This window comes from Sorangium sp. So ce834 (assembly GCF_051521425.1).
In the GTDB taxonomy this organism is placed as follows: Bacteria; Myxococcota_A; Polyangia; order Polyangiales; family Polyangiaceae; genus Sorangium; species Sorangium cellulosum_D.
In genome coordinates this window covers 3,088,392-3,107,899 of sequence record NZ_CP150351.1, presented here as the reverse complement: position 1 = coordinate 3,107,899, position 19,508 = coordinate 3,088,392, and the positions used below count along the sequence as shown (strand labels likewise).

General features: G+C 71.3%; 15 protein-coding genes. 9 read left to right on the top strand and 6 right to left on the bottom strand.

Going from position 1 to position 19,508, the window contains the following annotated elements:
* Nucleotides 1–308: 308 nt before the first annotated feature.
* Together WMF20_RS11195 and WMF20_RS11190 are read left to right on the top strand one after the other, a co-directional pair.
* A complete protein-coding gene (locus WMF20_RS11195; protein WP_207217808.1) occupies nt 309–1,769 on the top strand; it encodes a peptidoglycan-binding protein in 1,461 nt (486 codons plus the stop codon).
* 88 nt (nt 1,770–1,857) lie between these two features.
* Nucleotides 1,858–2,427: a hypothetical protein gene (locus tag WMF20_RS11190; protein WP_437613098.1), complete on the top strand. Its 570-nt coding sequence runs from the start codon at nt 1,858–1,860 to the stop codon at nt 2,425–2,427.
* Here WMF20_RS11190 and WMF20_RS11185 read toward each other — a convergent pair.
* Nucleotides 2,424–4,214, bottom strand: a complete 1,791-nt coding sequence (locus tag WMF20_RS11185; protein ID WP_437613096.1) for a hypothetical protein — start codon at nt 4,212–4,214, stop codon at nt 2,424–2,426. The genes WMF20_RS11190 and WMF20_RS11185 overlap by 4 nt on opposite strands.
* 1,476 nt (nt 4,215–5,690) lie before the next feature.
* On the opposite strand from WMF20_RS11185, the gene WMF20_RS11180 reads away from it, so the two are divergent.
* Entirely contained in the window at nt 5,691–6,086 is a 396-nt protein-coding gene (locus tag WMF20_RS11180; RefSeq protein WP_437613094.1) for a hypothetical protein, read from the top strand.
* 11 nt (nt 6,087–6,097) lie between these two features.
* Here WMF20_RS11180 and WMF20_RS11175 read toward each other — a convergent pair whose 3' ends face one another.
* Nucleotides 6,098–6,466, bottom strand: a complete 369-nt coding sequence (locus tag WMF20_RS11175; RefSeq protein WP_437613092.1) for a hypothetical protein — start codon at nt 6,464–6,466, stop codon at nt 6,098–6,100.
* Nucleotides 6,467–6,503: 37 nt separating this feature from the next.
* Here WMF20_RS11175 and WMF20_RS11170 point away from each other — a divergent pair, with 37 nt between their 5' ends.
* From WMF20_RS11170 to bla, 3 genes are all read left to right on the top strand, one after another.
* Nucleotides 6,504–7,154 (top strand): glycoside hydrolase family 11 protein, encoded by a 651-nt coding sequence (locus WMF20_RS11170; RefSeq protein WP_437613090.1) that lies wholly within the window; start codon nt 6,504–6,506, stop codon nt 7,152–7,154.
* Between the two features lie 780 nt (nt 7,155–7,934).
* Nucleotides 7,935–8,201, top strand: a complete 267-nt coding sequence (locus tag WMF20_RS11165) for a hypothetical protein (RefSeq protein WP_437613087.1) — start codon at nt 7,935–7,937, stop codon at nt 8,199–8,201.
* Nucleotides 8,202–8,378: 177 nt separating this feature from the next.
* Nucleotides 8,379–9,365 carry a class A beta-lactamase gene (gene bla, locus WMF20_RS11160; protein ID WP_437613085.1) on the top strand — a complete coding sequence of 329 codons (987 nt, stop codon included), beginning with the start codon at nt 8,379–8,381 and terminating at the stop codon, nt 9,363–9,365.
* Between the two features lie 141 nt (nt 9,366–9,506).
* Here the strand turns inward: bla and WMF20_RS11155 are convergent, their stop codons facing one another.
* On the bottom strand, nt 9,507–10,904 hold the full coding sequence (locus WMF20_RS11155; RefSeq protein ID WP_437613083.1) for a hypothetical protein: 1,398 nt from the start codon (nt 10,902–10,904) through the stop codon (nt 9,507–9,509).
* 560 nt (nt 10,905–11,464) lie between these two features.
* Between WMF20_RS11155 and WMF20_RS11150 the strand changes: the two genes are divergently transcribed.
* Genes WMF20_RS11150 through WMF20_RS11140 form a run of 3 tightly spaced genes read left to right on the top strand, consistent with a single transcriptional unit; the run spans nt 11,465 to nt 15,395 of the window.
* Nucleotides 11,465–13,954 (top strand): hypothetical protein, encoded by a 2,490-nt coding sequence (locus WMF20_RS11150; protein ID WP_437613081.1) that lies wholly within the window; start codon nt 11,465–11,467, stop codon nt 13,952–13,954.
* Complete coding sequence (locus tag WMF20_RS11145) at nt 13,951–14,454, top strand: hypothetical protein (protein WP_437613079.1); 504 nt, start codon at nt 13,951–13,953, stop codon at nt 14,452–14,454. Before WMF20_RS11150 ends, WMF20_RS11145 begins: the two co-directional genes overlap by 4 nt.
* Nucleotides 14,451–15,395 carry an HTTM domain-containing protein gene (locus tag WMF20_RS11140; protein ID WP_437613077.1) on the top strand — a complete coding sequence of 315 codons (945 nt, stop codon included), beginning with the start codon at nt 14,451–14,453 and terminating at the stop codon, nt 15,393–15,395. The genes WMF20_RS11145 and WMF20_RS11140 overlap by 4 nt, the downstream gene beginning before the upstream one ends.
* A gap of 101 nt (nt 15,396–15,496) precedes the next feature.
* Here the strand turns inward: WMF20_RS11140 and WMF20_RS11135 are convergent, their stop codons facing one another.
* From WMF20_RS11135 to WMF20_RS11125, 3 genes are all read right to left on the bottom strand, one after another.
* Entirely contained in the window at nt 15,497–17,857 is a 2,361-nt protein-coding gene (locus WMF20_RS11135; RefSeq protein ID WP_437613075.1) for a tetratricopeptide repeat protein, read from the bottom strand.
* Nucleotides 17,858–17,872: 15 nt separating this feature from the next.
* Entirely contained in the window at nt 17,873–19,150 is a 1,278-nt protein-coding gene (locus WMF20_RS11130; protein ID WP_437613073.1) for an AAA family ATPase, read from the bottom strand.
* 112 nt (nt 19,151–19,262) lie between these two features.
* Nucleotides 19,263–19,484, bottom strand: coding sequence for a hypothetical protein (locus WMF20_RS11125; RefSeq protein WP_437613071.1), 222 nt, complete (start codon nt 19,482–19,484; stop codon nt 19,263–19,265).
* Nucleotides 19,485–19,508 lie beyond the last annotated feature (24 nt).

The window sequence follows — 19,508 nt, the reverse complement described above, 5'->3', positions numbered from 1 at the left end:
GTGCGCTCCGTCTCTCGCGCGGTGGCGAGGCGCAGCTCCGCGGCCTCTTCGACCGCACCCACCTCGTCCGCGCCTCTCGCTGGCGCGGCGCCGAGGCTCTCCCCCTGGCCTGACAGCTCCACCCACCCACGGCAACCGAATCCGAGCCGTGCCGTTCAGGGCATCAGCTCGACTCCCTTGGTCAGATACAGCCTTGACGCCCGACGCCCGTGGTCGTGATCTGATGGTGAATCCACCGGGGGGTGGCCGCACCTGCAAGGCCCCGAGCTCGCGCCTGAGCCGGCCCTCATCGACGAAAGGAATCTGCCATGCGCATCGTCCAGATGGGCTCAGGTGAGCCCCGCGATCTCGTCCTCTGCTACCTCGTCGGCCCTCACATGGACGCCGCGCTGCGCGACGCCCTCGGCCCCGCGCCGTGCGTGGTCGCCTATGCCACCGGCAAGCCCGCCGACAGCCTCGACGCGGTGATCGCCGCGGTGCGCGACCGGCTGCACCTCCCCACCATCGGCCGCGTCGTCCTCGCCGGCTACTCTCTCGGCTGCAGCGGCGTGCGATCCCGCCTGCTCGAGAAGGCGCAGGCGAACGGCGCCGTCGCCGCCCTGGTGCTCGTCGACGGCACCCACGCGAGCAAGCCGCCGGTCGCGTGGCAGATCGACGTGTGGCGCGACGCGTTCGCGCGCGCCCGCCGGGGCGAGCTGCTCGTCGTGGCCACGCACACCCAGCAGAGCTACGTCGAGCAGCTCAGGCCGCCGGAGACTCCCTTCCTCTCCACCGCGACGGTGCTCCGCCAGGCCACGGAGTGGCCCCTCGACGCCTCGGGCCCCGTCGACGCGCCCGCGGTGCGCAACGATGGGCAGCTCTGGATCTACTCGTACGCCAGCAAGGCCATCGACGCCGAGGCGCACATCCTCCAGCAGCGCGAGGTCCTGCCGAGGGTGCTCCGCCAGCACATCCGCCCCTGGCTGGAGGGCCCCGGGGCCGATCCGACGAGACCCGCAGATCCGCCCGTCGGCGCCGACGCGCTCGAGCAGGCCGAGCACGCCTCGACGAGCGGACAGCCCGGGCCGAGCCCCGTCGTCCGCCAGATCCTGCGCCTCGGCTCGCGGGGCGAGGACGTCATCGTTTGGCAGCGGATCCTCGGGGTCGATGCGGACGGGATCTTCGGCGGCGTGACCGATCGGCTCACGCGGCAGTGGCAGAAGCGGCACGGCCTCGGGGCGGACGGCATCGTCGGTCCCCTCACCTGGAGCGCCGCCGAGGCGCGGAGCGGCGAGGCCCTGCCCCCACGCGAGGTGCCCCGGCAGGCCACGCCGCTCTCCGAGGGCGAGCTCTCGGCGGTGCTGGAGCACAGCCACGAGCTCGTCTTCCAGGAGAACCCGAGCCGCGCGCGCCTCGCCTGCGCATGGGCGCACGTGGCCATCGAGAACGGACGCGGGCAGAAGGTGTGGAACTACAACCTGGGCAACATCACCGGATTCGGCCAGTGGCCCGGGCAGTATTACGTGATCCGCGTCGCCGAGCGGGTGCAGCGCGATCCCGACGTGTGGAAGCCGGTGGACATGCGCTTTCGCGCCCACCCCGAAGCGCTCGACGGCGCCGCCGACTACTGGCGGCTCATGGGCAAACACTACCAGCCGGCGCTGGCGCGCTTCGACGCGGGAGACCCTGCGGGCGCCGCCTTCGAGCTCTCGCGGCTGCGCTACTACACCGCGCACGCCGACACGTATGCGCGGAACATGAGCTCGCTGTACCGCTCCTTCCCCGGCTGATTCCCCGGCTGATCGCGCGGCGCGCCGCCGCCCGCCTGGCGCGCCGGCGCTGGCTCCGCCCGCGCGCCCGTGTGGTACCCTCCCGCCCATGGGTACCGCGAACGCCCTTGTCCCCGAACGGCGCTCTGCCCTGCGCCGCGCCCCCTGCGCGGCCCTCCTGCTCGCCGCCTGCGGCCCCGCGCCCACCCTGGCCGAGCCGCGCGCCCCGGAGCCGCCGCCCCCCGCCGAGACGATCTACATCGTGATTCACGATCCGCCCCCGGCGGCTGAAGCCGCGGTGACCGCGGACGACTGGGTGCCGGACGAGGCCCGCGGCGAGAACCCGTTCGCGCGGACGCGCACCTGGATCGGCGACTACGACTGTCCGCAGGGCACGACCGAAATGACGTTCCGGATCCTTCAGGTCCAGGGCGACCGGATCAAGGCCGTCTTCGACTTCCGTCATGCCGCGTCCGGCGTATCCGGAAAGTACCTGATGCGCGGCCGTTACGACCCCGAGACGCGCACCGCGGCGTTCTCGCCCGGCGCCTGGATCGAGCGCCCTCCCAACTACGTCACCGTGAGCATGAAGGGCGATCTCGCGCTCGACGGCTCGCTCTTCGCCGGGCGCATCGAGCACCCGGAGTGCGGCGCCTTCAGGCTCCGGCCGGCGGGCTAGGGCCCGGCGGACAGCCGCCCCGCCGTCGCCGGCGCCGCGAGCGCCGACCGGTACCCGAGGTAGCGCCCGAACGCGCGCATCGCCTGGTTCCAGTGCTTGGGCTGCTTCACCCACATCTCCTTCACGCCGACGTCGGCCAGCGCGTCCCCCACGTCGATCCACCGCGGATCGCCGGTCAGCGCGTAGGCGGCGCCGAACACGGGCACGATCAGCAGGTTGAGGTCGGCGGTCCCGCTGTCGTCGTACGCGTCGGTCTCGCAGCCCCAGAGGTACCGGAACGCGCGCCGGTCCGAGGTGATCGCGCGCTCCGCGAGCCATCCGGCCGCGCGCGCCACCACGTCGCGGACCCGCGGGTCGCCGGTGAGCGCGCGGTAATCCATGAGCGCGTCGACGAGCAGCGCGGTCATGAACGGCGAGCCGCCGCGCGGGCCGCGCTCGCACTCGGACGGGTCGGCGCGGTGGATGTCGTGCTCGAAGGCGCCCGACGCGCCCTGCCGCTGCCACGCCGCCGTGCGATCCGCGAGGCCGCGCAGCGCCGCGAGGAGCTCCAGACGCGGGTCGAGCGCGTAATAGCTCGACAGCGTCATCATCGCCCAGGCCATGTTGCGCTCGGTCGCGCGCAGCACGTCCTCCTTGCCGCCCGTGAGCGCGGGCAGGTTCAGCCGGAGCGCCTCGCCCATCGCGAGGACCGCCTCCTTCGCCGCCGGGTCGCCGGTGAGCAGGTAATCGTCGAGCATCCCCTGGCCGAGCATGCGCCGGAGGACCTCCCAGGAGAGGGGCGCCGCGGGCGTCCAGTCGTCCTTCTCGCAGACGTGGACCGCGAGCCGCCGGTCGGGCGAGAACCGGAGCTCGTGCTGCCGGTACCAGACGGCCTCGGCGCGGGCGCGCCGGTAGCGGGCGGCGTCGCCGTTCCGGAGGAAGCGCTGGTAGAGCGCGTGCGGGCCGTCGTAGTAGGTGCGGTGCGCGCCCGCGCAGCTGACCCCGTACGCGTCGTAGGCGGGCGTCATGCCGGCGAGCGCGCGCTCGATGCCGCTCTCGAACCCGGGGAAGCGGCGGTCGTCGATGGCGGGGAGCTGCGGCCCGCACACCTGGCTCGCCGCGTACCACGAGGGCGGCAGCACCGCGGCGATGGGGCCGTCCGGGTTCGGCAGGAGCGACGCGTCGAGCACGGCGCCCTCGATGCCCGGCGCGTCCGCCCGCTGCCCGGGGGAGCTTGCCTTGGCGCGGGGCCGCGGCGCGCCGGCCGGGGGCTCGCCGGGCGAGGGCTCGCCGGGCGGAGTGCTCTTTGCGGGGCGCGGGGGAGCGCCGTGCTCCAGCGTGTAGATCGCGCGCTCGCCCGGCGCGAGCGCGGCACGGAACGCGACGAGCGCGCTGCGGATCGAGCCGTCCAGGGGCCAGACCGCGAGCGGCTTCGCACGCAGCGGGACCAGGGCGCCGCGGCCGTCGCGCAGGCGGAGGAGGCGGACGTCGCGCAGCGCGCCCGGCGCGAACGGCACGCCCGAGGACACGACGGCCTCCGGCGGCGGCGTCGCGCCGGGCGGGCCCTTGGCGGACGCGCTCGTCGCGGCGTCGGCGACGAGCAGCAGCGGGACGGATCCCGCGACCGGCGCCCGGAGCGCGGCGACGTGCGCCTCCAGGACGGCCCGCACGCGCGGCTCCGCGCGGCGCGCCGCGGGCACCCGAGCGGACGGCCGGCCGCAGCTCGTCCAGAGGAGGGGCGCTGCGAGGAGCAGCGCTGCGAGCAGGCGGAGGGCGCCGGGCCTCGCCTTTGCGCGCTGCACATCCATGCCGCATCCGATGACCGGCGCCCGCCGCGCATCGCGGCAGAGCATCGGGGAGCGCGGCCGCGATGAGGCCGGCCGGTCGGGCGCGGCGCGCTCGCCCGGTCGCGCCCGCCGGCTTCCGGCGCTCGCCGCCGCTGCTCGTGCTCGAGGATCTCCGCTGGGGCGACCAGCCCACGGTGAGCTTCCTCGACGCAGCGCTGCGCGGATCTGCGCGCCATGCCCTGGATGGTGCTCGCGCTGGCCCGGCCCGAGGAGCATGAGACCTTTCCCCGGCTGTGGGCGGAGCGCCAGACGCAGGGAGATCCGGTTGAAGGAGCTGCCGCGCAAAGCGTGCGAGCGGCTGGTGCGGCAGGCGCTCGGCGCGAGCATCGGCCGGGAGATGCTGCAGCGCATCGTGGCGCTCGCCGGCGGGCATGCGTTCTACCTGGAAGCTTCGGATCGCTGCGCCCAGGCACGCGCTCGGGGCTGCGGTCGTTCACTATCCAGTAGCTCGACAAGGAGGAACTCGGCGCGGCCGCCGTCGAGCACATGGCGCCGGAGCCAATCGGCGTGGTCCCTCGCCGCGGCGCGGGCGTCGGTCGGAGTGTTGCTCCACGCCTGGCCCGGCGTTGAGGCCCCGGGCACGAACTCGGGCCGCCGTCGTCTACTTGGGCACGCTCAGGGCCGTCGCAGATGTCGAGGTGAACGTCGGCCAGCTCGGTGCAGTGCATCGGACCGCGCCATGCGAAGCTGACAGAGCCCACGAGGGCGGACGACGAGCCCGCTCCCAAACGCAAGCGGGGCGCCTACCGGCCGTGGGCCGAGCTTCTGCGCCGCACGCTTGCGATCGATGTCCTCGCGTGTCCAGCTGGCAAAGGCAGGATGAAGCTCGTCGCCATGCTCACCGAGCCAAGGAGCATCGCCCGCTTCCTCACCGCGCTTGGCGAGCCCACCGACGTTCCAGGGCGCTCCCCTCTGTGCCAACGTCGGGTGAGACAAACTGCCCCTGGAAATCTGTGGTGAAAGGGAGGAGAATGGACCTGACCCGTGCCGAAGCCTTCCCATCTCCGATCCGTCGATCCTACCCCCGCCCCAGCGGCGCAGGGCGCTGCGCCCCGCCCGAGTGGCGCCGCCGTCGAGAGCGTGGCGAAGCCGGGCAAGAGGCGGAAGTTCTCGGCGGCGGAGAAGCTGCGCATCGTTCGCGAGGCGGCTGCGTGCACCCAGCGCGGGGACATCGACGCGTCGCTGCGCCGCGAGGGTATCTACAGCTCCCTCCTGGCGGCGTGGCGCAAGCAGCTCGCCCTCCACGGCAGCGAGGCTCTCGCGGAGCGCAAGCCCGGTCACAAGCCGAAGCAGGACGCGAAGGACCGGCGCATGCCGAGCTCGAGAAGCGCTCGGCGCGCCTCGAGGAGAAGCTCGCGCTCGCTGAGAAGCTCATCGACCTCCCCAAAAAGTCTCTGCCATTCTGGGCGTCAATCTCACAAACGACGGAGAGCGCTGATGGACGTCATCGAGGAGCTCGATAACCCGCACGTCCCCATCGCGCAGGCGTGTGCGGCGCTCGGCGTCAGCCGCGCCACGCTCTACCGGCAGACCCGGCCCGCGCCGGCTCCCGCGCCGCCCCGGCCCGCTCCGAGCCCACGCCGGCTCAGTGACCCCGAGCGGAAGGCCGTGCTCGACGTGCTGCACAGCGACGAGTTCGTCGACCAGCCCCCGCCGGAGGTCTACGCGACGCTGCTGTCGCGCGGCGTCTATCTCGCCTCCATCCGCACGATGTACCGGCTGCTCGCCGCCTCCGGCGAGCGCGGAGAGCGACGCGCGCAGCGTGGGCCGATTAATCTTCCAGAGAGAGCATGGCCCAGGGCACAATTTGCCCGAGAATGGGCGAAGACATAAGCCGTGAAACATCATATGACAACGATCGTCAGCAAGCAATTCCGGAAAGCGTCCATGAAAAATTCACAACAGAATCGGTCCTCTCGTTGGTTCATACTGGCGTTGGCGTCAGTCGCGCTAGCAGGCTGCGGCGGTGGTAACGATACCACAGATTCCTCGAGCAGCTCATCGTCTTCTAGCAGCTCTTCATCCTCCAGCTCCAGCTCCAGCTCTAGTTCATCTTCGAGCAGCTCTAGTTCATCTTCGAGCAGCTCTAGTTCGTCTTCGAGCAGCTCTAGTTCGTCTTCGAGCAGCTCTAGTTCGTCTTCGAGCAGCTCTAGTTCTTCTGGTTCTGCTGGAGGCGGGGATACAACGGGTACGCCTACCCCTGATTTCTCCAAGTATCCAGCCTACACTGAGAAATACACTAACAAAACTGTGATCACTTCAAATCACGCAACGGGCCATGTTGGTGATTTTTTCTTCACTCACTGGAAAGATGGCGGCTCGACATCTTTGACTGTGGACCCGAATGGCGAATTCAGCGTGACCTGGCAGGGCGGTGGCTATAACTATGTCGGTGGTCCAGGATGGCATTATGGAGATGAGAACAGGGTGATCGGCTACCGCTTGAATAACGACAGCGGCGCGAGCTATATCGCTTTGTACGGCTGGGGATACGACAAGAATATGCCTACTTCAAACCCGGCACACCTGGTGGAGTATTACATTCTGCAACGATGGAGTTATGACCCCAGCCAAGGTGCTACCTCTGGCAAGACCTTCGTGAGCGATGGGGTTGAGTATTCCACTTACCGCTCAACGCGGCAGCAGCAGCCCTCTATCAATGGTCGCTCCACTTTCTACCAATACTGGAGCAAGCCTGCTCGGCCGCAGGCCCTCGGACAGGACCACAAAATCATATTCGCCGATCACGTGAAGGCATGGGCCGACACCGGCTGGATTGTTCCGAACATGAACAATCTTGATGCGAGTGACGATCCCACCTATCAGGTCATTGCCGTCGAGGTGTTCAACCCCGGTAGCAATGGAACTGCATCTGGTCGCGTTTGGGACGAGACGCCCTAATCGAAAGAAATGTGGCACTCCTAAACGTTTCGTGGGTGTACGGCGCGAACACCGATATCCGTTCTGTAGACCGCATCCTCGCGAGGTGCGCGCCGTCGCCGTAGATTCGCGACACGAAGCAAGAGCAAGAGCGGCCTGCGACGACGGGTGGCTGGGCGCAACAGCAACCGGAAGGCGCGGTCGACGCCGACGTCGCCGCCCGCGGGAAGGTCGCCCGCAGGCGCACGGGGTGCTGGCGATGGTGCAGGCCCGGCTCGGGAGGCTGCCGCCTGGAGCCCGGGCCGTCCTGCGCGCCGCGAGCGTGTTCGGGGAGGTCTTCTGGGAGGGCGGCGTCTCGTCGCTGCTCGGTGGTGCGGAGCCTCCGCCCTCCGCAGATGCGCATCTCGCGCGCCTGGTCGACCTGGAGGTGCTCGTGGCGCTCCAGGAGAGCCGTTTCCCGGGAGAGCGAGAGTTCGCGTTCCGACACGCGCTCCTCCGGGAAGGCGCGTATGCGATGCTGACCGAGGCGGACAGGGCGCTCGGACATCGGATCGCGGGCGCGTGGCTCGCGCCGCGCGGGGAGGCGGATCCCATGCGTGGCTGCGCGCCGACCGCGGCGCGCACGACGAGGCCCGCCAGCCTGCCGTGGAGCTCCGCGATTTCGGGTACGAGCACCGCGTCCCCCTCGACGAGGGTCGAGGCCGCTGGGCCTCGCGGAGGTGAGCCGCCGCGCCGGAGACCTCGAGGGCGCCGAGCGCGAGATCAATGGCGGCGCTGCAGCTCCTGGCGGAGGCGTCTCCGATGGACTATCCCGGCGCGCTGGAGACGCTCTCGGCCCTCCGGCGCGCTCAAGGTCGCGCCGCCGAAGCCCTCGCTGCTGCGGAAGAAGCGCTCGCTCGCGTCGAGGACATGGGCGGTGCATGCGGAATGTTCCGCGGCGCGTTCGTGCGCCTCGCCCACGCGGAGTCCCTCCACGCCACGGGCGATCGAGGGGCTGCGCGCGCCGCCATTGCCACAGCCCGAGCGCATCTGCTCGCGATCGCCCATAAGATCGCTCACCCCGATTAGAAGAAGCGCTTCCTCGAGAACGTTCCGGAGAACACCCGCACCTTGGCGCTGGCGCGCGCACGGTTGGGAGAGCCCGCCGAGGCGTCCGTGGGTCGATCCTGAGGAGTACCCGGGATGCCGGACCTTTTCCTTTCCTCTCGGGAATGAGGCTCGCTCCTCGGGCGTAGGGCAGCCCGCATGCAAGACCACCCCCGATCCTCACGCCGCGGCTTCCTCGGTGGAGCCGCCTCCGTCCTTCTCCTCGGCTGCGCAGGAGCAGAGCAGCCGCAACCGGCCGGCGCCGGCGCCTTGAGCGCGGCCGCGGCGACGGCGTCCCCGGCGGCGGCGGGCGCGCAGGCCACCGCTTCACCGGCGACCTCGCCCGGCCCGCGCGCGCAGGCCGCGCCGGCCCTCGCGCGCATCGAGGCGCAGCTCGGCGGCCGCGTCGGCGTGGCGGCCCTCGACACGGCGAGCGGCGCGCGCGTCGGTCACCGCGCCGGCGAGCGCTTCGCGATGTGCTCCACCTTCAAGGCGCTCCTCGCGGCGTGCGTCCTCGCGCGCGTCGACCAGGGCCAGCTCAGGCTGGATCACCGCATCGCCTATCGTGAGTCCGATCTGATCCAGCACGCGCCGGTCACGCGCGCCCGCGTCGCGGAGGGCGGCCTGACCGTCGAGGACCTCTGCGCCGCCATTATCGAGATCAGCGACAACACGGCCGCCAACCTCCTCCTCGCGCAGATCGGCGGCCCCGCCGGGCTCACCGCCTACCTCCGCGGCCTCGGCGACGAGGTGACGCGCCTCGATCGCAACGAGCCGGCCCTCAACGAGAACGTGCCCGGCGATCCCCGCGACACGACGACCCCCGACGCCATGACCGATACGGTTCGCGCCATCCTGATCGGCGATCGCGCGCTCCAGCGGGCGTCGCGCGAGCGCCTCGCCTCGTGGATGGTCCGGGCGACCACCGGCCTCGCCCGCCTCCGGGCGGGCCTGCCGAAGGACTGGATCGTCGGCGACAAGACCGGGACCGGCATGGGCATCGCGAACGACGTCGCGGTCGCGTGGCGCCCGTCGCGCGCCCCGATCGTGATCGCGTGCTTCGTCGACGCGCCGTCGGCGAGCGCCGACGCGCGGAACGCCGCGCACGCCGACGTCGCCCGCGTCGTCGCCGAGGCCTTCGGCTGAGCCGGCGAGCGCGGCGCCTCTTCCCTGGTCGGTCATGCAGCGTCCGATGCCCCGCGCGTCGCGACGGCGCCGGGCCTCCCCGGCGGACAACCTGCCGGCCGGCCCCCGCGCTCCCGCGCGTCGCGGGGGCGCGAGCAGCCGTCAGGGGGTGAACTTGCCGATGTAGATATCCGAGCTCCCCGCGTTGCTCAGGTAGCCGCCCCCGAGATTGGTGCCCCACTCGAAGCCGCCGCCGACGAACAGGCTCCCGGCTGCGTCCGTGTCCATGTGGATCTGCGTCGCATCGAAGGCCTTGAGCCATGTCAGGGTGTCACCCGCATCGTTGAGCTGCATGACGAACCAGCCGCCGACGTTCTCCGTGTCGGGATAATCGGGGAACCAGAGGACCCCGGCGAAGGCCCCCGCGGTAAAGACGTTCCCGTCCGCGTCCGTCGTGACGCGGTAGCCGGCCGACATTCCGTAGCTCGTGAAGGAGTTGGCCCAGAGATAATTGCCTGCGTCGTCGTACTTGGTCACGAAGCCGTCGATGAGGTTGTTGCTGCTATGCGGCCCGCCGCCGAAGTCCACCGTGCCAGAAAAGCCTCCCGTGATGATGACGTTGTCCTCTCCATCCACGGCGACGTCCTGAGCAAAGTCGTCGTACGTGTCGCCGATCGACTTGCTCCAGAGATGAGCGCCCGCGCTGCTGAGCTTCACGAGGAAGATGTCCGAGTATCCATTCGAGGCGAGCGGCCCGTCGCCGAAGTCCACCGTACCCTGCTTCTCCCCGGTGACGAGCACGTTCCCCGCCGAATCCGCGGCGACGCCGTTCCCATTCTCCGCGCTGGCGCTGCCGAAGCTCTGACTCCAGACGTGATTGCCGGAGCTGTCGAACTTTGCCACGAAGATATCCGTGCTCCCCGCGCTGACCAGCGGCGTGCCACCGAAGCTCACGGTGTCCGAGAAGTACCCCGTGATGATCACGTTCCCGGAGCTGTCGGTCGCGACGCTGCTCACGTTGTCATAGTTCCCGTTGCCGAAGCTCTGGCTCCAGACGTGATTGCCCGAGCTGTCGAACTTCGCCAGGAAGACGTCGGTCCACCCGGCGCTGGTCAGCGTCGGGCCGCCGAAGTTGATGGAGTTCGAGAACGTACCGGCGATGAGCACGTTGTCGGAGCTGTCCACCGCGATGTCCTGGATGCCGCCGGAACCGGTGCTGGAGATGCGCTGGCTCCAGACGTAGCCGCCTGCGCTGGTGACCTTCGCGACGAAGATGTCGGTGCTCCCGCCGCTCACCGGCCCGGCGCCTAGGTCGACGGTGCCGCCGAGCGTCCCCGCGAAGATCATGTTGCCCGAGCTGTCCACCCCGACACCTCTGGCGTAATCCCAGTTCGTATTGCCGAAGGCGGCGCTCCACCCGTAGTTCAGCGCGTGCTGAGAGCTCGCGACGTGCTCGTCGCCGGCGAGCGCGCCGTCGTCCGCCGGCGGCAGGCCGCACCCGGCCGTGGCGATGAGAACCGAAGCGCAGCCGACCAACACCGAAAGTCGTACCGATCTCATGGAATGTCTCCTGTGAGCCATGCCCTCTCGGCGCACACGCGCGGAGAGCAGGTGATCGAGCGCCGGCATCACGGATGCCGGGCCCATGAAGCTGAGCCGTTGCCCCGCGCGGGCGCCATACAGATCTCGTGCCACCTGGCAGGCTCGAGGCGATGCAGCGATTCTGCGCGCGATACGCGCTCTGCCCTGCACGAGCGCAGCGCGATCTGCCGTGACATCTCGGGCTGCATGCGTGACATGTCACATGACATGTCACGGTTCCATGTGTAAAAATCCGCGAGCTCTCCATCCATCGCGGGGGCGTCGCGCAGCGAACGGGTCGAGCCAGATCGTCGGCCGATCGGTCCACTCCGTGGGACCTGCGAGCGCATCGTCGGACAACGCCTTGCGCCTTCTGTGCCACCGCGCCTTTGCATTCTCAGGCCACATCGGCGGGTCGACCCCGAACCGCGCCACGCAGGGCCCCGGGCGCCTCGACGCCGGGGGCCACCGGCGTCGAGCCCCGGAGCGCCTCGAATCCCGGGGTCCTCGACCGGCATCATGTTAAGCGTCGCCGCACCATGCAGGCGCCCGACACCGACCCCCCCGCGCCCTCGGAGCCGCTCCCCGACAGCGTCCCCCCGGCCGCCCCCATCGCGGACGCCCCCGCGCCCGCCGCCCGCGGCGCCGCCGTCGCGCCCGCCCCTGGCGCCGCCGCCGCGCCCTCCCCGCCCCGCCGCTGGGCCGTCGGGCTCCTCAGCGTCCTCCACGCCCCCGTCTTCGCCTGGGCCGCGCTCTCCCTCCCCTTCCGGCCGTGGACGCTTTTCGCCGTGGCCACCGCCGCGCTCGCGCTGCTCCACGCCGCGACCGCCGCGCTCTCGCTCCTCCCCCACCCCCTCGCGCCGCGCGCCTTCCGCGCGGCGTCCTTCGCCTCGCTCGGCTACCTCGCCTTCCTGAGCTACGGGCTCCTCTCCTCGGCCGTCTACGTCGCCTCGCTGAACCGCGGCCTCGGCACCGGCATCGCCGCGGCGCTGCTCGCGGTCTGGGCGGTCGTCGCGCTCCTCACGCTGCCGTTCGCCTGCTGGGGCGTCGCCTCGACCGGCGGCCTCCGCCTGCTCCGCCCGGAGCGCCGGCCCACGCCCGCGCTCGCCGCGCTCGCCGCGCTGGCGCTCCTCGCCGCGCTCTCGCTGCTCTTCCGCCACCGCGTCGCCAAGGCCGACGTCCTGCCCGTGCCGGGCGGCGCGCCGTCGCGCACCGGGGCGGCGCTGCGCGAGGCGCTCTCGTCCTTCGACGCCCTCCCCGCGCCGCCGGCCAAGGCGCCGTCGCTCATGACCACCGCGCCGGCCGCGTGCGCCGCGCCCCCCGAGCCCGGCCGGCCCACCCTCGTCGTCACCCACCTCGCCCGCGCGGAGGCCCCCCAGCGCGCCGCCGCCGCCACCCGCTGCGTCCAGCCCGCGCCCGGCGACGACCTCGCCGCGGCGCTGCGCGGCGCGCTCGCCGACGCGCTGCGCGGCCCCCTCAAGATCGACGTGATCTCGGCCGTGCAGCCGCTCGCGTCGCCGGGGCCGGGCCTCGTCGGCCTGTCGCTCCGCCCCGGGCTCGACGGCCTCTGCCTCGCGGAGCGGTGCCTCATGCCGTGGCAGCTCATCGCGATGGACGCCTTCAACACGAACGCGCCGCTCGCCGGCGTCCCCGACTTCCGCTTCGGCGTCGACCTCGCGGTCCTGCGCCGCGCCCTCGGCGAGCCCGAGCCGCCCGGCGGCCGCGGCCCCGGAGGCCCCGACGACGCCGCGCTGCGCAGCGGCCTCGCGCGGATCGAGACGCTGAGCTACGCCGTCGACGCCGAGGGCGCGCTCCACCTCCTGTCCCGGATCGGCGAGCCGTCGGTCCCGCTCACCGAGGCGACCGCCCAGCGGGCCGCGGCCGCGGCCCAGCGCTACATCCTCGGCGCGCAGCGGAGGGACGGCATGTTCCGCTACATCGTCGACCCGTTCACCGGGCGCGCCTCGTTCGACGGGTTCTCGATCGCGCGCCAGGCCGGCACCACCCTCGCCCTGTGCGAGCTCGGGGGCGGCGAGGGCGGCGCGCCGGCGCGGCCGGAGCTCAGGAAGGTGGTGCAGCGCTCGCTCGGGCTGCTCGCGAAGCTGGAGCGCAAGGGCGGCGAGGGCGGCGCCATCGGCGCGCTCGTCTACCCCGCGGACAGCCCCGGGATGGTCGCGAGCCTCAACCCCACGGCGCTCAGCCTCGTCGCGTTCCTCTCGTGCCGCGACGTCGTCGGCGACGCGCACGACGCCCTCATCGGGCGGCTCGCCCGCATGGTGCTCGCGACGCAGCGGGACGACGGCGGCTTCGCGCCGCAGCTCGACCTCGCGCGCGTCGCGCCGATCCTGGGCCCGACGCAGCTCTACGAGGGCGGCCAGTCGGTGCTCGCGCTCACGCTGCTCGAGGCGCTCGCCGCCCGCGAGCCGCGGCCCGAGCTCCCGCCCGCGGCCGAGGTGCGCGCCGCCGTCGACCGGGCCATGGACTACTACGCGAACCGCTACTGGGACCATTTCGCCAGTGATTTCGTGTACATGGAAGAGAACTGGCACTGCCTCGCGGCGCGCGCGGCGCTCGGCCGCCACCGCCGGGACGACTACGAGCGGTTCTGCCTCGACTACGTGGCGTTCAAGTCGCGGCTCGTGCTCGACGAGGACAGCGACGTGGCGCCCGATCTCGTGGGCGGGTACGGGTTCGGCAACGTGCTGCCGCCGCACAACACGTCGACGGCCGGGTTCGGCGAGGCGCTGGCCGGGGCGATGGCGGTGAAGGAGGCGCGCGGCGAGGATCTCGCGCGGGAGCGGGCGCTCATGGAGCGGGTGCTCGGGTTCCTGGTGCGGCAGCAGTGGTCGCCGGCGACGTGCTTCGCCTGCAGCCGCGACGTGGTCATCGAGGGGGGCTTCAGCGAGAGCATGGCGTCTCCCCGGATCCGCATCGACTACGTGCAGCACGCCTGGGCCGCGCTCGGCCACGGGGGTCGGACGCTGGGGCTCGTGCCGGGGCGGAGCGCGCCGGCGGCGGGGCCGCTGTGAGCGCGGGCGCCGTGAGCGGCGGCGCGCGCCCGGGCGGCGGCCCGCGGCTGGTCGAGCGCAGGGGCTACGCGTACGGCGTGACCGCGGGGCTCGTGCTCCTCATGCTCGCCCCGCTGTTCCGCCGGCCTCCGGTCGACAGCTTCCCGCTGTCGACCTACCCGATGTTCTCGTGGGGTCGCCACGACGCGCGCACCACGGTGGAGCGCGCCGTCGGCGTGGACTCCCGGGGCGAGCGGCGGCCGATCCCGCCGCGCCTCGTGGGCAGCGAGGAGGTGCTGCAGGCCAAGGCCACGCTGGCGCAGAGCATCCGCCAGGGCGCCCGCGCGGCGCGCGCCCTGTGCCGCGGCGTCGCGGCGCGCGTCGCGGAGGACGCTCGCTACGCCGACGTCGTCGCGGTCGAGATCCGGACCGACACCTTCGACGCCGTGGCGTTCTTCGATGGGCACGAGACCCCGGTCGACTCGAAGCTCCACGCGACCTGCAAGGTGCGCGCGCGATGAGGCGGCTCCTCGACCGGCTCGACCGCGCCTTCTTCGCCGAGGCGCCCGCCGAGCGGCTCGCGCTCTTGCGGCTCCTCGTCGGCGCCTTCGCCCTCGTGTACCTCTGCGTCCGCGCGGTGCACCTCCAGCGGGTGGGCCACCTGCCGCCGGAGGGCTTCAGGCCGATCGGCGTGGTCTCGGTGCTGTCCGCGCCGCTCCCGCTCTGGGCGGTGCGGGGCCTGATCAGCGCGGCGATCGCGGCCGGCGCGGCCTTCGTGGCCGGCTGGCGATTCCGCGTCGCCGGCCCGCTCTTCGGCGCGCTGCTGCTCTGGGTCCTGACCTACCGGAACTCCTGGGGCATGGTGTTCCACACCGAGAACCTGCTCGTGCTCCACGTCATCGCGCTGAGCCTCGGGGCGTCGGCCGACGCGCTCTCGCTCGACGCGCGGGCCGCGCGGCGCGCGGGCGCCGCCCCGCCGGCGCCGGACGGCCGTTATGGCTGGCCGATCCGGCTGTTCTGCGCGATCACGGTGGCTTCGTACTTCATCGCGGGGGTGACCAAGCTCCGGAACAGCGGCCTCGACTGGGCGTTCAGCGACATCCTCCGCAACTACATCGCTTACGACAACGTGCGGAAGATCGCGCTCGGCGACACGCACTCGCCGCTCGGCGGCGCGCTGGTCCGCTACCGGTTCCTGTTCCCGCCGCTCGCGCTCGGGAGCCTGGCGATGGAGCTCGGCGCGCCGCTCGCCCTGTTCAGCCGGCGCGTCGCGGTCGTCTTCTGCGGCGCCGCGTGGCTCTTCCACCTCGGCGTGCTGCTGACCATGGCGATCCTGTTCCCCTATCCGCTGCTCGGGATCGCGTTCGCGGGGTTCTTCGAGCTGGAGAAGATGCGCGATCTGAGGCGCCCGCGCCGCGCGAGGCCTACCTCCAGGGCGGGAGGTGTCGAGGGGCTCGCCTGAAGCGACGAGCGTTTCGGAAACGCTGAACGGGGAGAGATTGAACCGCCAAGGCGCCGAGGAGAGATTCAGCGCTCGGCGTCCTGGAGGTTCTTTATGCAGGGTCAGCTCCGCGCGACACCGGGTCGTGCCCCGGTCTCCTTATCCATGTGGTCGAGGAGACGCTGCACGTCTGCGGCGAGTTGCTCGTTGCCGTCGGCCCGCACGACGTCAACGGTCTCAAGAAGTACCTTTCGCGCTTTCTCCGTCTGATTCCCGAGGAACAACACCGTACCGAGGGAATGGAGCGCTTCGCTCAACCGTGCGCGATCGCCGGCCTCTCGGAAGCGAGCGACGGCCAGCTCGTACCAGGCGGCGACGCTGGGCCAATCTCCGGATTCTACCTCCATATTGCCGAGCTCCATCAGCGCGCGTCCCGAGGCAGAGCAATCCCCCGTTTGCTCATAGAGGCGCGCGGCTTCTTCGTACTCTCGCAGAGCGCCTTCATGATCGCCGCCCTGACGGCGCACCCCTGCGCATTTGAAGAGCAGGGCCGCTTCCCATGAAGGATTTCCCAGCTCGCGTGCGAGCTCCAGCGCCGCGTGGTAAGCGTCTCGCGCGAGCGCCACGTCATTCATCGATGCGCACGCATCCCCGAGCCCCTCGATTGCCCGCGCCTCCCCGGCTCGGTCGCAGAGAGAGTGATAGATCGGTGCGGCCTCTTCGTAGGCTTCCCGAGCCCGGAGCGGCTCGCTCCGGCGCAGCGAAAGCTCCCCGAGCGCTTCATGCGCAGCAGCCTCGTGGAGCCGGTTTTTCTGCTCTCTGGCGAGCGACAGGGCCTTCTCGAAATCGTGGCGAGCCTCCTTCACGTTGCCTTCGCGCTGCCACAATCGCCCTCGGGATAGGAGTGTGGAGGCGCGTCCGATGGGGTCCACGACGTCGTCGAAAGCGGCGAGCGCCCGCTCGTAGGCCGTCCGTGCTTGATCGAGCTGGTCGAGCTGCACCCTGGCATCTCCGATCGTCGTCAATCCGTAGCCTTCCTCGCTCCGCATGCCGAGGCGCTGGAAGAGCCGCACGGACTCTTCCGCATCCTCGAGCGCCTCCGGCACGCGCCCCGTCCAGAGCTTCATCTGCGACAGGCGCTTCGTACAGAAAGCGAGCCACTTCCAATCATCAGCAGCCGCCGCGAGCGTGCGTCCGCGCTCGAATAGCGCCTCGGCGGCGTCCCACTGCTCCAGCGCCGCGCGGGCGATCCCCGCGCCGAAGAGAGACGTCACGACCTCCTCGGGCGCAGCGCCGGAGCGCTCCAGCCACTCGCTCGCGGCCTCGTATAGCGCCGCGATCCGCGCAATGGCCGCGGGATCTATGTTCTCCCCGCGCCGTCGATTCTCGTTTGTCGCCAGCCTGTACAGAGTCAGCCCCGCGACATGCAGATCGTCGTTTGACCAGGCGCTGTCGTCGCGTTGCTGGCGAGATCGAAGCAGGAGCCGAGCGCCCGACTCGGCGTCACCGTCCTCGACGAGCTTCAGCGCCGCGCGGACAGCCATGGCATCGGGCTCGGGCAGGCTGGGCGAGCGCGCTTCGACGGCGCTCGGCACCTCGGTAGACACGATATCCCTACCGGCTTGCGTGGGCACCGCCCGACCCTCCGCTTCGGGAAACAGCCCGGGGGCCAGCTCCGCGATGGATCCCTCGAACCGCCGCAGCGCGGCGACGTGCAATAGCGCCCGCCGGAGGACCTCCTGGTCGCGTAGCAGGTCGAGGATCGGCAGCATCCCTCCCGTGTCGGCGAACCCCGCCTTGCGCAGCGCCTCGCGCCCCTCGGCTCCGAGCGCTTCGCCCCTCCCGACTGTAACGAGGGCGCGCACAGCGGCCTCTGCTGGCCCGGTCGCGAATCGCCCGGCGATGATACGTCCGATCGCCTCCGCCTTCGCCGCGCCGACCCCCTCGCCCTGCGCTTCGACCTCGACCATCGCCTCGGCGGCGTCCACGAGATCGATCGGGCTAACCAGCCTGGCCGAGAGCTCTCGCACCGCATCAGCGACCTCCTCGTACGTCCCCACCGGCCGCTCATCGAGCAGCCGATCGAGGATACGATGGAGTACCCCCATCTTCAGCGGACCGAGCCACGCCTCCGCCGGCAGGCTGACCTCCTGATCGAAGTCGTACAGCGTGAGCCCCGGCGTCATCTTGCTGCCGTCGATGACGACCGTTTGGGGATCCACCACCGGCACCGCGTCGATGCGCCACCACACGAGCACCGAACTCGGCAGGTTGATCCGGCCCGAGAGCAGGGCATGCCGCTCCGCCCAGCGCAGCTGCACCAGCCTCAAATCCGGCTCGAGCGCGCGCAGCGCCTGCGCAAGCAACACCGCGAGGCGGTCGCGGTGCGCGCGCGGAAGCCCGAGCGGCATCACCCACGGCCGCGGCAGATCACCGCTCTGGACGGCGAGGCGCGGAAAATGATCGCCGGCGAACAGGCGCACGCGGCCTCCTCAGGGTCAGGGAGCCTGACCGGCCGCGTGCTCGCAGAGGAAGTGGAGCCCGGGCGAGAGCATGTACCGATCCGGGCTGAGCAGCCAGTCGGGAACCAGAGCGCCGTACCGGAGTGCGCGCTCACGGAGCTCCTGCGTCACGCCGTGCGTGTCGAGCTCGACGCCGGTGAGGAACTGGTGCGGCGCGTGCTTGAACGCCGCCGCGACGCGGCGGATCTCCTCGCCGCGCAGCCCGGCAAACCGATTCTCCGCGATCCGGAGCAGGGCCTCGCGCAAGCGATCCCCGTCATCGGGCGCGAAGTCGATCCGCTCGTAGTCGAGATCCGCGAGCCACGAGAGATACCCCCAAGCATTCGTGGTCCACGAGGCGAGCGTCGCTGCGAGCTTCTCGAACCCGGCTTCCTTGAGGGCCAGGCGCTTGTCCGGGCCCGTCGTGCCCATCCGCGTCTTCGCGATCCGGAGGAGCTCCTCGGGCTCCAGGCCTTTCACGACGACCTCGTTCGAGTACAGCTTGCGCAGGTCCGCAGACACGAACTCGGTGCGGAGGTTCGCGACGACCACGCAGTCCCGGAAGCCGAGGATGGCCTTCGCCAGGTCGGTGACCCGACGCACGTCCTCCTCGATCTCGGCGTAGCCGACCTGATCGAGGTTGTCGACGAAGAGGACCACGTGCTCCCCGGCGGCCCGGCAATCGCTGAGGAAGTCCTGCACCTTGTCTCGAAGGAAATCGGCGTCGATCGCGCGCTCGTACGACTCCTCGACGGTCCGGACCCGGCCGACGGCGCCGGTGATGCCGAACTCGACCTGCACGCTCTCGACGAGCTTCGACTTCACCGCAGCGCCGAGCTGGATGTTGCGCGACCACTGGCGAACCTCCTTGACGCTGACCTTGGTGAGCGCAGCGAAGCGCTGGAGCAGCTCCGCGCCCTTCTGCAGCGCCGGGTCGTTCGCGTTCTCCGTGGCTTCGCGGCCGAGGTCGGCGGCGATGCGCTTGAGCACGGCGTCAGGGCCGTGGCCCGTCTGGGCGCCGTCCACGATGACCCGGAGCGCGCCGGGCGACGAGATGACCGTGTCGAGCGCCTTGCGGGTCAGGATCGACTTTCCGACCCCGCGATGCCCGCGAACCAGGATCCTCGCCTGCCCCGGTCCCCCCGGCTCCAGGACGCTCTTCAGCCTCTCCACCAGGTCGCTGAGGAGCTCCTCCCGGTTCGTGAACAGCGCCAGATCGACGTAGTTGTCCGGCTGGAAGCAGGCCGAGCGGGTGGGCTTGGGGCGAGGGGTCATCGCGACGCTCTCCGGACGCCTTCGTGGCTTGACAGGCTTTCGCACGTCCTCGCCGGGCGTTCAAGGTGCGCTGCACGCCCGCCCGCCTCCAGCGCCAGCGCCCCTCGCGCCGCTACGCGCCTTCGCCCGGCGCGTCGTCGAGCGGCTCGCACACGACATAGATCTTCTTCCCGCTCGGATGGATCGCGAGCGTCGCGTAGCGCTCGCACGCCAGGCACGCCCGCACGTCGATCGTCTCCTCTCGCCGCGGGCAGCGCACCTCTTGTCGCTCCACGCCGCCCCCCTCGATCTCGAGCCACGCCAGCTTCTCCGGTGCATCCAGACGACACGTCATCGTGACCTCCTCCCGCGGCCCTCG